Annotated in this window: 17 protein-coding genes; 10 read left to right on the top strand and 7 right to left on the bottom strand. The window is 41.5% G+C overall.

Annotated features, from left to right (window positions below; genetic code table 11):
• Positions 1 to 2 precede the first annotated feature (2 nt).
• Genes rfaE2 through panC form a run of 4 tightly spaced genes read right to left on the bottom strand, consistent with a single transcriptional unit; the run spans position 3 to position 2,693 of the window.
• Entirely contained in the window at positions 3 to 422 is a 420-nt protein-coding gene (rfaE2, locus tag BMW98_RS05890) for a D-glycero-beta-D-manno-heptose 1-phosphate adenylyltransferase (protein WP_090258226.1), read from the bottom strand.
• Between the two features lie 35 nt (positions 423 to 457).
• Positions 458 to 1,465, bottom strand: coding sequence for a lysylphosphatidylglycerol synthase transmembrane domain-containing protein (locus BMW98_RS05895; RefSeq protein ID WP_090257587.1), 1,008 nt, complete (start codon positions 1,463 to 1,465; stop codon positions 458 to 460).
• A 4-nt stretch (positions 1,466 to 1,469) separates the two neighbouring features.
• Positions 1,470 to 1,817: an aspartate 1-decarboxylase gene (gene panD / locus BMW98_RS05900; RefSeq protein ID WP_090257588.1), complete on the bottom strand. Its 348-nt coding sequence runs from the start codon at positions 1,815 to 1,817 to the stop codon at positions 1,470 to 1,472.
• A gap of 27 nt (positions 1,818 to 1,844) precedes the next feature.
• Complete coding sequence (panC, locus tag BMW98_RS05905) at positions 1,845 to 2,693, bottom strand: pantoate--beta-alanine ligase (RefSeq protein WP_090258227.1); 849 nt, start codon at positions 2,691 to 2,693, stop codon at positions 1,845 to 1,847.
• Between the two features lie 137 nt (positions 2,694 to 2,830).
• Here panC and BMW98_RS05910 point away from each other — a divergent pair, with 137 nt between their 5' ends.
• From BMW98_RS05910 to glmS, 3 genes are read left to right on the top strand one after another with little or no spacing between them, the layout of a single operon-like run.
• A complete protein-coding gene (locus tag BMW98_RS05910; protein WP_090257589.1) occupies positions 2,831 to 3,643 on the top strand; it encodes a glycogen/starch synthase in 813 nt (270 codons plus the stop codon).
• Positions 3,636 to 4,934 carry a DUF4270 family protein gene (locus tag BMW98_RS05915; RefSeq protein ID WP_162844691.1) on the top strand — a complete coding sequence of 433 codons (1,299 nt, stop codon included), beginning with the start codon at positions 3,636 to 3,638 and terminating at the stop codon, positions 4,932 to 4,934. Before BMW98_RS05910 ends, BMW98_RS05915 begins: the two co-directional genes overlap by 8 nt.
• Before the next feature lie 40 nt (positions 4,935 to 4,974).
• On the top strand, positions 4,975 to 6,810 hold the full coding sequence (gene glmS / locus BMW98_RS05920; protein ID WP_090257591.1) for a glutamine--fructose-6-phosphate transaminase (isomerizing): 1,836 nt from the start codon (positions 4,975 to 4,977) through the stop codon (positions 6,808 to 6,810).
• On the opposite strand, the gene BMW98_RS05925 is transcribed toward glmS, so the two are convergent.
• Entirely contained in the window at positions 6,811 to 7,479 is a 669-nt protein-coding gene (locus BMW98_RS05925) for a 3-hydroxyacyl-CoA dehydrogenase family protein (RefSeq protein WP_090257592.1), read from the bottom strand.
• A 48-nt stretch (positions 7,480 to 7,527) separates the two neighbouring features.
• On the opposite strand from BMW98_RS05925, the gene BMW98_RS05930 reads away from it, so the two are divergent.
• From BMW98_RS05930 to BMW98_RS05940, 3 genes are all read left to right on the top strand, one after another.
• On the top strand, positions 7,528 to 7,908 hold the full coding sequence (locus BMW98_RS05930) for a RidA family protein (protein WP_090257593.1): 381 nt from the start codon (positions 7,528 to 7,530) through the stop codon (positions 7,906 to 7,908).
• Between the two features lie 81 nt (positions 7,909 to 7,989).
• The gene (gene gltX / locus BMW98_RS05935) at positions 7,990 to 9,501 is read left to right on the top strand and encodes a glutamate--tRNA ligase (RefSeq protein WP_090257594.1); all 1,512 of its coding nucleotides are present in this window, start codon (positions 7,990 to 7,992) and stop codon (positions 9,499 to 9,501) included.
• A gap of 2 nt (positions 9,502 to 9,503) precedes the next feature.
• On the top strand, positions 9,504 to 9,722 hold the full coding sequence (locus BMW98_RS05940; protein WP_090257595.1) for a hypothetical protein: 219 nt from the start codon (positions 9,504 to 9,506) through the stop codon (positions 9,720 to 9,722).
• A gap of 2 nt (positions 9,723 to 9,724) precedes the next feature.
• On the opposite strand, the gene BMW98_RS05945 is transcribed toward BMW98_RS05940, so the two are convergent.
• Together BMW98_RS05945 and BMW98_RS05950 are read right to left on the bottom strand one after the other, a co-directional pair.
• Positions 9,725 to 9,916, bottom strand: coding sequence for a hypothetical protein (locus BMW98_RS05945; RefSeq protein ID WP_090257596.1), 192 nt, complete (start codon positions 9,914 to 9,916; stop codon positions 9,725 to 9,727).
• A gap of 1 nt (position 9,917) precedes the next feature.
• Positions 9,918 to 10,535, bottom strand: coding sequence for a methyltransferase family protein (locus tag BMW98_RS05950; RefSeq protein WP_139177428.1), 618 nt, complete (start codon positions 10,533 to 10,535; stop codon positions 9,918 to 9,920).
• Between BMW98_RS05950 and BMW98_RS05955 the strand changes: the two genes are divergently transcribed.
• From BMW98_RS05955 to BMW98_RS05970, 4 genes are all read left to right on the top strand, one after another.
• Entirely contained in the window at positions 10,535 to 11,482 is a 948-nt protein-coding gene (locus BMW98_RS05955; RefSeq protein ID WP_090257598.1) for a helix-turn-helix transcriptional regulator, read from the top strand. The genes BMW98_RS05950 and BMW98_RS05955 overlap by 1 nt on opposite strands.
• A complete protein-coding gene (locus BMW98_RS05960) occupies positions 11,472 to 12,047 on the top strand; it encodes a hypothetical protein (protein WP_090257599.1) in 576 nt (191 codons plus the stop codon). Before BMW98_RS05955 ends, BMW98_RS05960 begins: the two co-directional genes overlap by 11 nt.
• Before the next feature lie 123 nt (positions 12,048 to 12,170).
• The gene (locus BMW98_RS05965; protein ID WP_090257600.1) at positions 12,171 to 12,779 is read left to right on the top strand and encodes a GyrI-like domain-containing protein; all 609 of its coding nucleotides are present in this window, start codon (positions 12,171 to 12,173) and stop codon (positions 12,777 to 12,779) included.
• On the top strand, positions 12,776 to 13,312 hold the full coding sequence (locus tag BMW98_RS05970) for a dihydrofolate reductase family protein (RefSeq protein WP_090257601.1): 537 nt from the start codon (positions 12,776 to 12,778) through the stop codon (positions 13,310 to 13,312). The genes BMW98_RS05965 and BMW98_RS05970 overlap by 4 nt, the downstream gene beginning before the upstream one ends.
• Positions 13,313 to 13,377: the final 65 nt, after the last annotated feature.

The raw sequence follows: 13,377 nt of genomic DNA on the forward strand, positions 1-13,377 counted from the left end.
ATCTATTTGCTTAATTTTTCAATAATACCTGTTGTGGAGTAGCCTTCAACCAAATCGATGGTTTGTACATGGCCTCCGTTTTTTAATACTGCGTTTGCCCCAACGATTGTGTCAATGGTGTAATCTCCACCTTTAACTAAAACGTCAGGAAGAATAAATTCGATTAGTTCTTTGGGAGTTTCTTCTCCAAAAACACAAACTGCGTCAATAAAGCCTAATGCGGCTAACATGCGTGCTCTGGCAAACTCTCCATTTATAGGTCTGGTTTCTCCTTTTAATCTTTTTACTGAGTCATCAGAGTTCAGACCAACCACCAGCTTATCGCCTAGTGCTTTGGCTTTTTCCAGATAATCAATGTGTCCTAAATGAAGAATATCGAAACAGCCGTTGGTAAATACGACTTTGTCTCCTTTTTGATGCATTCGTTCGACCCAATTTTTTAGGCCTTGACGATCTTTTATTTTGCTTGCTGTTCTTTCCACTTTTGCGACTTGTTCATCACATTCACTAAGATCAAACTTATTGATCCGAACACCAATATGGTGATGTACTGCGATGTGTGCAAAACCAGCGCAAAAATTTTGCCGTCATCTTCTTTAATGCCATAAAGTACTAAAACTCCTGCCACAAAGGCATGAAACGCCCCGAAGCCACTTGGGGTGGGTGCTGCCATGCCAAAACTGCCTACTACAAGTATGGATAAGCCAGCTAGAACACCTAGGTCTTTGGTTAAAGGAGAGGCAAATGTGATGACATAAAGCATTAAGAAGTAGAGCAGCCATATGCCTAAAGTAGCAGCCCAAAAACCTACGGGGTTCTTTACCTTCTTTACACTTTTTACGCCTTCTATTCCCTGGATAATCAGTTCATTGATTTTTCCTAATATACCTTTTTGCTCTTTCTTTTTTTGCTTTCGAAGGTAAAGGAACAAGCCAATGGCCAATCCTATTAAAACTAAGCCTACCCACCATTTTTCGGCTACTATAGTTTCGAAGCTGGCTAGGCCAGCCTTCCAATGGGGTTCTAATAAGTTGAACTGCAATAGGAAGGTGGCTGCAGTAATGAGCAATAATAGAATGAGATCGATAATTCGCTCCGTAACAACTGTACCTAGCGAATAGGGGACAGAAATGCCGTGTGTACGGTTGGCTATTCCGCAGCGGGTTACTTCTCCCAACCGAGGAAAGAGTGAGTTGGCCAAATAGCCAATCATAACCGCGAAGTAGCTGTTGTAAAGTGTTATTTTATTGCCGCTCGAATCGAGCAAAAGTTTCCAGCGCCAAGCCCTTAAAAAGTGGCTAAAGAACGACAAGAATATACTGAAAAGAATCCATGAGTAATCGTAAGTAGCAAGTGCTTCTTTAATTTGCTCAATGGACAAGTTTTTAAACAAGTACCATAATATTCCTCCCGTAATAAGGAGGATTATAATAAATTTTATGGCCTTAAGTAACTGCTGATTCAAGTGCTTATGTCAACTGATTGTTTGAATCAGGGAAGATAATGGTTGGCTGGTGATTTTTGGCTTCTTCAAAGTCCATAATTCCATAAGAAACAATAATGACGATGTCTCCTACCTGTACTCTTCGGGCGGCTGGGCCATTTAGGCAAACTGTTCCGCTGCCTCTATCGCCTTTAATTACGTAAGTCTCAAATCGTTCACCGTTATTCACGTTTACAATCTGTACTTTTTCGTTTTCTATAATGTTAGAGGCTTCCATAAGTGCCTCATCAAGCGTAATGCTACCAACATAGTGCAATTCGGCTTGGGTTACCTTTGCTCTATGAATTTTCGATTTAAATACCTCTATCTGCATTTCTCCTCCGTCAAAACGAGCGCAAAGCTAAGAAATTAACATTAAGTTGTCTATCAATCGTACTTGACCAATCTCTGCAGCTATGCACAAAGCCGTGTTTTCCTTATAATTAATGGATTCTAAGGGCTTAAAATCGCTCGTATCTATTACTTCAAAATATTCAAGCGTAAAACGATCGGAACTTTTAAATAGTTCGGTTACTTGATTTTTGACTGACTGAACTGAGTCCCCCCGAAGTAACCGATTTTTAGATTGGGTTAGCGCTTTATGAATAAGTGATGCTTCTGCTCTATCTGCTTCAGACAAGCGCATGTTGCGTGATGACATGGCAAGCCCACTAGTTTCACGTTCAATTGGCACCATTCGGAGTTGTGTTTTGAAGTTGAGTTGCTCAACCAATGCTTTTATTACAAAGAACTGCTGTAAGTCTTTTTGGCCGAAAAAGGCAAAATCTGGGTTTACAATGTTTAGCAGTTTAGAAACCACTAAGCCAACTCCGCTAAAGTGCCCCGGTCTGAATTTTCCCTCCAACTCGCTTTCAAGTGATCCGAACCTTATCGAAATGGATGGCTTTTCTGGGTATACCTCTTGTTCTGAGGGTGCAAAAACGGCATGACAGCCATGGCTTTCGAGTAGTTTTAAATCTGCATCCACGGTGCGGGGGTATTTTTCCAAATCTGCTGCATTATTGAATTGTGTGGGGTTTACAAAAATGCTAGCAACTACGTGGTCAGCCTGTTTTACGGCTTCTTTTACCAAGCGCATATGGCCATTGTGCAATGCGCCCATGGTGGGTACAAGTGCCACGGTCTTTCCGGTCTGAGTAGTATGCTTTAAGTGGTCACGGATTTTATCAATGGTATTGAAAATCAGCATAGTTGATTTAACTAAGTTTAACGCCAGTGGCTGTGCTACCAATAGCCTTTTTCGGTAAAATTGAAGGATTTTTGATGAAAATCCTGTACTTTTGTGCTTCTTTTCAAGAGTAGAGGTTTCATTAAATTCCAATAAATATGTCAAAATTAAGAATTCTGTACGTAGCGAGCGAAATTCAACCTTTCCTACAAACATCGGCCGTGTCTGATTTTGTAAGAAAACTTCCTCAGGCCATGCAAGAGCGTGGAATGGAGATTAGAATTTTGGTTCCTCGTTTCGGGTTGATCAACGAAAGAAAAAACAGGCTACATGAAGTAGTTAGGCTTTCTGGGATTAACATTGCAGTAGGGGATGAGGAAAAGCCTTTGGTAATTAAGGTGGCTTCAATTCCTAACGCTAAGCTTCAGGTTTACTTTATCGACAACGAAGACTATTTCCATAGAAAATCGGTGTTCCACGATAAGGAGGACAACTTTTATGAAGATAATGACGAAAGAGCGATATTCTTCTGTAAAGGTGTGTTAGAGACAGTGAAGAAGCTTGGTTGGGCGCCAGACATTGTGCACTGTAACGATTGGGTGACTAGTTTGATTCCGTTGTATTTGAAAACAACGTATAAGAACGATCCGATCTTCCAAAATACGAAATCGGTATTTACAATTTATAACAATGTATTTGCTCATCAGTTTGATAACAACCTTTTGGATAAGGTGAAGATGATGGACATTGACGATAGCATGCTAGAAAGCTTAAAGACAGCAGATTTTGCTGGTTTTATTAAGACAGGAGCTGAGTATGCTGATGCGGTAATTAGTGCCGAAGAAGATGTTAATGAGAGTCTGAATCAATTGTTGGGTGAGATAGAGAAGAATAGAACGGTAAATACCATAGAAAAAGACGATAACTTCTTAGACTCTTATTACGATCTATATAATGAACTTGTTGGGTAAGATTAGAATTTTTGGGGCCTTCTTAGTAGCAGGCCTCATTGTTTTTAATTCTTGTGAGGATTCAGGTCCGTTTGGGCTGGGTACCGAAGATGTAGCACCTTTAGAATTCTTTACTGAGGATATTCCAATACCTGTTTCTCAGGTATTGATTGATTCCATTAATTCGAGAGGTACCGGTAGGCTATTAACAGGTGCTGTGAATTCTCCTGCAGGGCAAATGTCGGCTACGGCATTTTCTGCGCTTACCTTTGAGGCAGATGTGACCGATAGGCCAGACGCTGCCGCAACACTTGACTCGGTAAAGTTCAGTATTAACTTCAATTACCTTTATGACGAGTCTGAAGTCAATTCTTTTGCTTCAATTAAGGCCTATAAAATTCAAAAGAGTTTTCCTGATACTACATACGTAACTTCTAGTACATTGCCTCTTAGCAATGAGCTAATTGCATCGGCCGATTTGAATATCGTTGACTTGGATTCTACCTACGAGCTGGTTTTAGATCAAGCGTGGGCTGATTATGTTTTTTCTGGGTTTCTGAATGAAGAGGATGAGTTTGAAAACGACTCGACTTTTAACAGGTTTATGCCGGGGTTAGGCTTTGTTGTGGAAGGCAATCAATCGAATATTTTTTCAATTGTGTCGGGGCAAGACCTAGAGATTAGGTTTTATTACAGCCAACCAGCCGCTGATGGTAGCGGCTTAACTGACAACAAGGAATTTGCTATTACTGGTGAGGGGAAGCCGAATTTCTTCAACCTAACTGTTGATAGAAGTGCCACAGATTACAGCGCAATTCAGCAGCCTGCTACTGAGTACGCTTCTCCCGCTTATTCATTAGTACACTCGGGTGGTGCAGTTATTACTAAGCTCGATATTAGTGGGTTAAACGACTTTTCCGAATCCAAGGACAATGCAGTAATCAACTTAGTAGAGTTTACGGTAGGCCCTATATTGGATCTGCCAGAAGATGTTGATCCGCCAGCAGCGCTCTATATGTATTTTACTGATGATCAGAATATTCCGGTTAGGGACGGTAGTAATTTTAGAGGAATTCAGAGAGATGGAACTAATGTTTTGTCGAGTGCTTTTCCGGTAACTTTGGCTTACGATGAGGAGACAAAAACCTACTCTAATTCGATTACTACATTCGTACAGTCTTATTATCAAGACGTGTTCAGAAGGAATCATGTGTTTTTGTTCCCAACCGACATCAACCAATCTGTGAATTCATTTCAGATTAACCCAGATGATATCAATTTAAAGATATTTTTCTCAGAATTGTCGAGGTAGCTTCTCGCATTCTTTTTACTTTTCAGCAAAGTTTTAGTCTATGTGTGGTATTGTAGGATATATCGGAAAGAAAGAGGCATTTCCAATAATTATAAAAGGTTTACAAAGGTTAGAGTATAGAGGTTATGATAGTGCTGGTGTTGCACTACTTAACGGTGACCTTAATGTTTATAAAAAACAGGGGAAAGTTTCTGCACTTAAAGAATATGTTCAGGACAAGGATGTTTCCGCTAATGTAGGTATTGGTCACACCAGATGGGCTACCCACGGTGAACCAAACGATGTAAATGCCCACCCACACGTGAGCAATTCTGGCAAGTTTGCAATGATTCACAATGGAATTATTGAGAACTATGCTGCGCTTAAGACTGACTTGGAGAAAAAGGGGTACACTTTCCAAAGTGAGACAGATACAGAAGTGTTTATCAATTTTATTGAGGACATCTTTCTTAATACCAAAGTTGACTTAGCTGAAGCTGTTCGCCTTGCCTTAAATAAGGTAATTGGGGCCTACGCTATTGCTATCATTTCTTTAGAAGACCCGAACCTTATGATTGCTGCGCGAAAAGGCAGCCCTCTTGTAGTTGGTTTGGGTAAAGAAGAGTTTTTCTTGGCCTCCGATGCCACCCCAATCATTGAATATACTAATGAGGTAGTTTACTTGGATGATCGCGAAATAGCTATTATCAAAGACGGTAAACTTACTATTAAGAACGTAGAGGATGTAGAAATGAAGCCTTACGTTCAAACTGTTGATATAGAGCTTGAGGCAATTGAAAAGGCTGGTTACGACCACTTTATGCTTAAGGAGATTTTCGAGCAGCCTAAATCCATTGGTGATTGCTTAAGAGGCCGTTTGAACGCTAAAGAAGGCCATTTGCACTTAGGTGGTATCAACGACTATGTGAATAAGATATCCAATGCAGACCGAATTTTGATTGTTGCCTGTGGTACATCATGGCACGCAGGTTTGGTAGCAGAATATATATTTGAAGAGTACTGTAGAATTCCTGTAGAAGTAGAGTATGCTTCAGAGTTCCGTTACAGAAATCCAATTGTTGGGGAGAAAGATGTGGTTATTGCCATTTCACAATCGGGTGAAACAGCCGATACTTTAGCAGCTATTGAGCTAGCCAAGTCTAAAGGGGCAACCATTCTTGGGGTTTGTAATGTTGTTGGTGCTTCGATTCCACGTACGTCACATGCTGGTTCATATACTCATGCTGGACCAGAAATTGGTGTAGCGAGTACAAAAGCCTTTACTGCTCAGATTTCTGTTTTGACTATGATGGCACTTATGCTTGCCCATAAGAAAGGCTCATTAACCGAAAGTGAATACAGAAAGCTTTTAGTAGAGCTTGAGGCTGTGCCAGATAAAGTGGCTAAGTGTCTTGATCTGAACGCACAAATAGAGATCATCTCTGAGAAGTTTAAAGATGCTGCTAACTTCTTGTACTTGGGTAGAGGATATAACTTCCCAGTAGCGCTAGAAGGTGCTTTGAAGTTGAAGGAAATTTCTTACATCCACGCGGAGGGTTATCCTGCTGCTGAGATGAAGCACGGCCCAATCGCCTTGATTGACGAAAACATGCCTGTGGTATTTATTGCCACTAAGGACAGTTCTTACGAAAAAATCGTTTCGAACATTCAGGAAGTAAAAGCACGAAAAGGTAAGGTGATTGCGATTGTGACTGAAGGCGACACCGATATTGCAGGTATGGCCGATTATACGGTTGAAGTACCAGCAGCACACGAATCGCTAATGCCGCTTATTTCGGTAATTCCACTACAGCTACTTTCTTACCACATTGCCGTAATGAGAGGTTGTAATGTAGATCAGCCTAGAAACTTGGCTAAATCGGTAACAGTAGAGTAACTACTGCTGATTTAATTTCAGATAAGACTTTTTAAGAGCGGGACAGATTTTGTACCGCTCTTCTTTTGTGTCCTCATACAGGGCTTCGAGCATCTCATAAATATTATCGATTCCGATTTTTTCAGCCCATTCAAATGGTCCGAACGGATAGTTTGTTCCCAGCTTCATGCCTTGGTCAATATCTTCTTTGCTTGCAGTGCCTTCTTGAACGGTGTAGAAAGCTTCATTGATAATCATAAAAATGATGCGTGGCGTAACCATGCCTACGCGGTCATCGACCAACTGAAAATCTGTTCCTAAGGAATTGCAGAGGGATTTTAGTAAATCAATAGTGTCTTCTTTGAGCAAGGAAACCTCTAAAACTTCGCGATTCAAAAATGTAGGAAGACCATTGAAGCCAAAGAGGCTTATGGCACTGGTGTCATTGAAGAAGGCAAGCTCGGCAAGTGTGATTTTAGGAGCATTCACAAAAAGGTTCAGGCCTTCAAAGTCTTCGTAAAAGCCGAATGTCTCTGGCTCTTCGCTGATCAAAAAGTCGAAAATAGCATCGAACGACTCGGCATTTTCTACGCTGTAGTGGTTTGTGTGATGGGTAAGCTCATGTGCCCCGCCAAATTTCTCTTCGAACTCTTGAAATTCTCTATTATTTCCAACCACTAGAAGTCTCATAAATCACTAATTTGTCACAAAACTATATATTCTTAGAAAATATACGCTATGAGTAAGTCAATCATAATTAGTGATCAGGCGCCAGCGCCAATTGGGCCGTACAGCCAAGCTGTAAAAGCAGGTAATACCCTTTACATTTCAGGTCAAATTCCATTTGATCAGTTAACAGGAGAAATGATCAACGAGAATATTACCGAAGAAACTCATCAGGTAATGAAGAATATTGAGGCAATACTTTCAGCGGCAGGAATGACTTTCGCCAACGTAGTAAAATGCTCTATTTTTTTGAAAGACCTTGGCCAGTTTACAACTGTGAACGATGCTTACGCTATGTACTTTAAAAGCGAACCGCCTGCTCGTGAATGTGTTGAGGTTGCCCGATTACCTAAAGATGTGAATGTAGAGATTTCTTGCATCGCGGTTCAATAGTTTGAATTATTCATCACATTAAGGATGAATAATTCAACATCCTGCTAAGTCTGCTTATATTTGCGGCCAAATTTAGATGTCATGAGTGTACGTGTAAGGTTTGCACCAAGCCCAACTGGGGCGCTACATATCGGAGGAGTTAGAACAGCCCTTTACAACTATCTTTTTGCTAAAAAGAACAACGGAACATTTATCCTCAGAATTGAGGATACCGATCAGTCGCGCTTTGTTGAAGGTGCCGAAGACTATATCCGCCAGTCGTTGGCATGGGCAGGTATTAGCCCCGATGAAGGTGTAGCCGAGGGAGGTAACTTTGGACCGTACAAACAGTCGGAGAGAAAGGACATTTATAAACAATATACCGATCAGCTTTTGGCTGAAGGCAAAGCTTATATTGCTTTCGATACTCCGGAGGAGCTGGACGAAATGCGTGACCGCTTGAAGGAAGCCCGTGTGGCAAATCCTCAGTATAATGCGGTTACCCGTATGCAAATGAAAAACTCATTGACCCTTTCTGAAGAAGAAGTGAAAGAGTTGATTGATGCGGGTACTCCTTATGTGGTGCGTATTAAGTTGCCGAAAAATGAAGACGTTCGATTTAAGGATATTGTGCGCGGTTGGGTGGTAGTAAATACCGCTACTTTGGACGATAAGATCTTAATGAAGTCCGATGGTATGCCAACCTACCACATGGCGAATATTGTAGACGACCACCTAATGGAAATCACCCACGTAATTCGTGGAGAAGAGTGGTTGCCGTCTGCGCCATTGCATGTGTTGCTTTATGAGTATTTGGGTTGGGAAGCACCAGAATTTGCGCACTTGCCGCTATTGCTAAAACCTGATGGTAACGGCAAATTGAGCAAGCGTGCTGCCGATAAATTGGGATTCCCGATTTTCCCTTTGAACTGGACAGACCCGCAGACTGGCGAGCTTTCAGTTGGTTTTAAAGAGGCTGGTTATTTGCCTGACGCATTCATTAACTTCTTAGCACTTTTGGGCTGGAACCCAGGTGGCGAAAACGAGTTTTTCTCTCTTGAAGAGTTGGTGGAGATTTTCACTTTGGAGAAAATCAATAAGTCTGGTGCAAGGTTCGATATTGAGAAAGCGAAATGGTTCAATCAGCAATATTTGCGCTCAAAGTCTAGCGAAGTTTTGGCTGAGGAGTTCATCAACTTGGTTGGCGACAAGGCCGACAAGGCCTTGGCAACTAGAATTGTGGACTCGTTGAAGGATCGGGTGACTTTTGTGAAAGAAATGGTAGAAGCTGGGAGTTTCTACTTTGAAAGGCCAACGGAATACGATGCTAAAACAGTAAAGAAAAAGTGGAACGACTTGGCGATTGAGAAACTTCAGGGCTACGCTGCTGAACTTTCTAAGCACGATTCAGTTACAAGTGATGAGGCCAAAACGGTTTTGACCGACTACTTGGCGAAAGACGAAACACCACTTGGTAGAGTAATGCCGGCCTTGCGTTTGGCATTGACCGGACAAGGCGGAGGGCCTGATTTAATGGAAATAATTTCGATATTAGGTCCAACGGAAGTGGCTGCAAGAATTGACTTGGCCATTTCTTCAATTAAAAACGACTAATTATGGCGAAGCGTAAAAAGAAAGATACAGCTCCACAGAAGCCAAAAGTAGCCAAAGAGCTTGATGGTTTAGAGCTGAATGTCGATTCGTTCGGAGAGATTCATAACTCGCTTTCTATCGATAAAATCAACGACTTTTTGAACAAGAATGTTGATGATAAAAAGCTGCGCGATCGAGACGATCTTGACGAAATAAAAGGAAATACAGACGAGGAGGAGTAGTTTTACTCCTCTTTTTCTTTAGCATTCATTTCTGTTACCACACGCCAAAGCGTTCCCAAAAACATTAGGGTAAAACCCACAATTAAAGCGGTGGTTCTGTACCGCACAGGTACTAAATCTACAAATCGAGATAGTATGGACAGTAACACAATGGCCAATCCTGTAAAGGCGATGTATCCGGTAAGTTTATGCAAATCAGACTTGTTTTCGCTTAAAAATTCTTGGCACTAAGCTAGGCACATTCTGCTGATATTCGCGGTAAGTATCTCCAAATTGATCAATCAACTTTCTTTCTTCTAGCCGAATGCCAATAGGCAAGTAAATTAGCAGCGATACAAAGGTAATGGCATTGGAAAGTTGCGGGTTGAAAATTAAGTACCCTAGCACCAACAAAACAGTGCCACTATACAGCGGGTGCCTCACTTTGGCTTGAATACCATCGGTTACCAATTCACCAGCTTCTTCCTTTTTCAAACCCAAAAAAGCTCTGAAACTATATTTTCTAAAGGCTCTTTTAATAATAAAAATGCCAGCTGCCGAAAGCATAAGGCCTATATAGGTTGAAGTTGGAGAAGGCGGAAAAAGCAACACACTATAAATGGTGGCGCCATATATAAGCACCGCAAAAAGTCCTAAGGTGGCCAAAACTGAATATAACAGCCTGTAGTTTTTCTGGCCTAAACCGAGTTTGCTTTTGGCCCAGGTAGCGGCAAAAGCACTATGGAGTGCATAATGAATTGCCCAAGCTAGAAATAGAAAAAGATGCTCCCACCACATGGCGCAATGATACGGATATTTTTTATGTTTAATCAATGAATCGGATTGATAGACTTACGGCAATTTTGGTACAGCTCCAGAGCAAAAAGGTGGTAAAGGCACAAGAAATTGCCGACCGCTTTGAGATTAGTCTGCGTACGGTTTATCGTGATGTTCGGGCACTGGAAGAAGCCGGAATCCCTATTGGCGCTGAGGCTGGAGTGGGCTACTTTATTATGGATGGCTACCATTTGCCTCCGGTTATGTTTACTCAAGAGGAGGCCAATGCCTTGGTGCTTGGTGCAAAGCTTATTGAAGGCCAGACGGATCAGTCCATCAAAAAGCATTTTTCGGAAGCCATGCTGAAGATTAAGTCTGTATTGAAAAGCAATCAGCAGGAAGACTTGGAGAAACTGGAAGAGCAAATTCTAGTTAACCATCCGCCCATTCAGGTTGATGAGAAGTTTCCGAATAATTTTATAGCTACCATACAGAAGTCGCTGGTGGAAAGTAAGGTGCTGCAGTTTAAGTACTACTCCAACTATAACGGCAACATGACCGAGCGACAGGTAGAGCCAATGGGTTTGGTGCATTACGGGCAAAGTTGGCATTTGTTGGCTTATTGTCGTTTGCGCAAAGAACCCCGCGATTTTCGTGTCGATAGACTGGTGAAGTTGGAAATGTTAGAAGAACGATTTACGCCACAATCGCCATACGAACAATTTATTAAGCAGCTTACCTGGGGAGGCGAGCTGGAAGAGGCCATAATTGAGATAAAAGGAGAGGCTGCCAGATATATTGTAAACCAGAAGTACTATCAGGGTTTTGTGAGTGAGGTAGACAAAGGAGCAACCAGAGAAATGACTTTTTTAGTGCCACACTTAACGTACTTTTCTCATTGGCTGTGCTCATTAGGTAGTATGGTCAAGATAGTATCTCCCCCAAAGCTTAAAGACTTAATGAAGGAAAGAGTGGAAGAGTTGAGGAGGAGTTATGAAGATTAAGAAGCAATTATTTGGTCTAGACACTAGTCTTGTATTAGTCGTTTTACTATTTGGTTGTCAGTCTTCTGTAAAGAAGCAGGCCGAGGTTGCAGAAGAACGTATTGAAGAGTATTTAGAAACACAAGTTGAGCTAGTTGAGAAGCCAATTCAGCTTACTGGGTTATGGATGTTTGAAGACGTCCATGCTAGCGAAGAATTGCAAGAGCACCACTATATGGTAATTGAGGGAGATGGTGATGAACTAGTTGGGTGGTACTATGGAACTACTGATGATTTTGATGACGCTCGTGAAGGGTATTATCCAGGGTTTTATGTTTCTGCAATGCAGGATTTGATTTTAGATGGTGATTCGTTGAGGTTTTCAATCTCAATTAATGAGGAAAAGCTGTATACAAAGCCGGTTCCTTTAACCTTGACAGAAAATGATTCTATCGATTTACCGAAATGGGACATTGGTGTGACGTACTTTCAACGAGATTATGTGGGGATAGTTAGGAAGGAAAGGATTGAATTTGATATATACCTAAGGAGGTATCGGATTTTTAAAAGAGCTGATTCTAAGTAGGATTTTTTATTTCAGCTTCCTTTTCTGGTCTTCGCGTCTCGCTGAGCCCCTCCCCCAAACCCTCCTGACATAGGGTTGTCACCCACCGCTTTTTACTTGCATGTGTCAATCAAAAATCAACACATGTTAACCATCGCAAAACTCGATTTGGCCAAAGCATACCCCGAGTATTACAAGGCCACGCAAAAACCGCAGCTTGTCAACTTCGAACCTTATCATTACCTCACTTGCCAAGGCCAGTGTGCACCAGAAAACGCCTACTTTTTAGGGGTGATAGAGGCTATGTATCCACTGGCTTATGGTATTAAGTTTCTGTGCAAAACTCAGGAGTTAGATTTTGTAGTACCTAAAATGGAAGCCTTTTGGTGGGTAGAGGGCGACTTGCCTTATGATGAAACGCCACGGGAAGAGTGGCATTGGAAAATACTCCTTCGCATGCCCGACTTTGTTTGTAAAAGTGAGTTCGAGCAGGTGGTGGCAAAGCTAAAGTTCGAGGGTAAATGGAATAGTCAATTTGATATTGTTTTCGAAGAAATTCACGAGGGCCTTTCAGCGCAAATTCTTCATATAGGGTCTTATGAAGAGGAAGAGGCATCGCTCAATACGCTGCATCAGTTTATTCAAAGAGAGGGATTTGAAATAGCGGGCAAACATCACGAGATTTATTTGAATGACCCGAGAAAGACCGAGACAGGTAAATTGAAAACGATTTTAAGATACGCAGTAAAATGAGCAAACTGATTAGTTATATCGCCATTAGCCTAGACGGAAAAATTGCCGCTAAAAACGGTGATTTTTCATGGCTTGATGAAGTGCCAAACCCTGAGCAAACGGACTACGGTTATTCCGATTTCATTAGAAACATCGGCACTACAATTATGGGGAATGAAACCTACAAAGTGGTTTTGAATATCGATATGCCTTTCCCCTATACCGAGCAAACCAACTATGTAGTTACGAGAGACAAAAGCTTGACGACCGATGAAAATGTGACATTCATGTCGGGAGATATTCCTGCACAAATTGCAGATTTGAAAGCGCAGTCGAGTAAGGATATTTGGCTAATTGGTGGAGGTCAGGTTAATGCTATATGCCTAAAGGCTGGTTTGCTGGACGAAATTATTGTACACATAATGCCTTATGTGCTAGGTGAGGGAATTCCCATTTTTGCTGACGAAGAACTAAGGAATTTTCTCACCCTTAAAAGCACCAAAACCTATAGTTCTGGAGTGGTTGAGTTGCGGTATACGGTGAATAAAACCTAGGATATTAGTGCGTAGTTGTGTTTTGGGTTTGTGATTTTAGGGCAAATCACATTTTTTGTTTAGCA

The sequence above is a fragment of the Roseivirga pacifica genome (genome assembly GCF_900111145.1).
GTDB lineage: Bacteria > Bacteroidota > Bacteroidia > Cytophagales > Cyclobacteriaceae > Roseivirga > Roseivirga pacifica.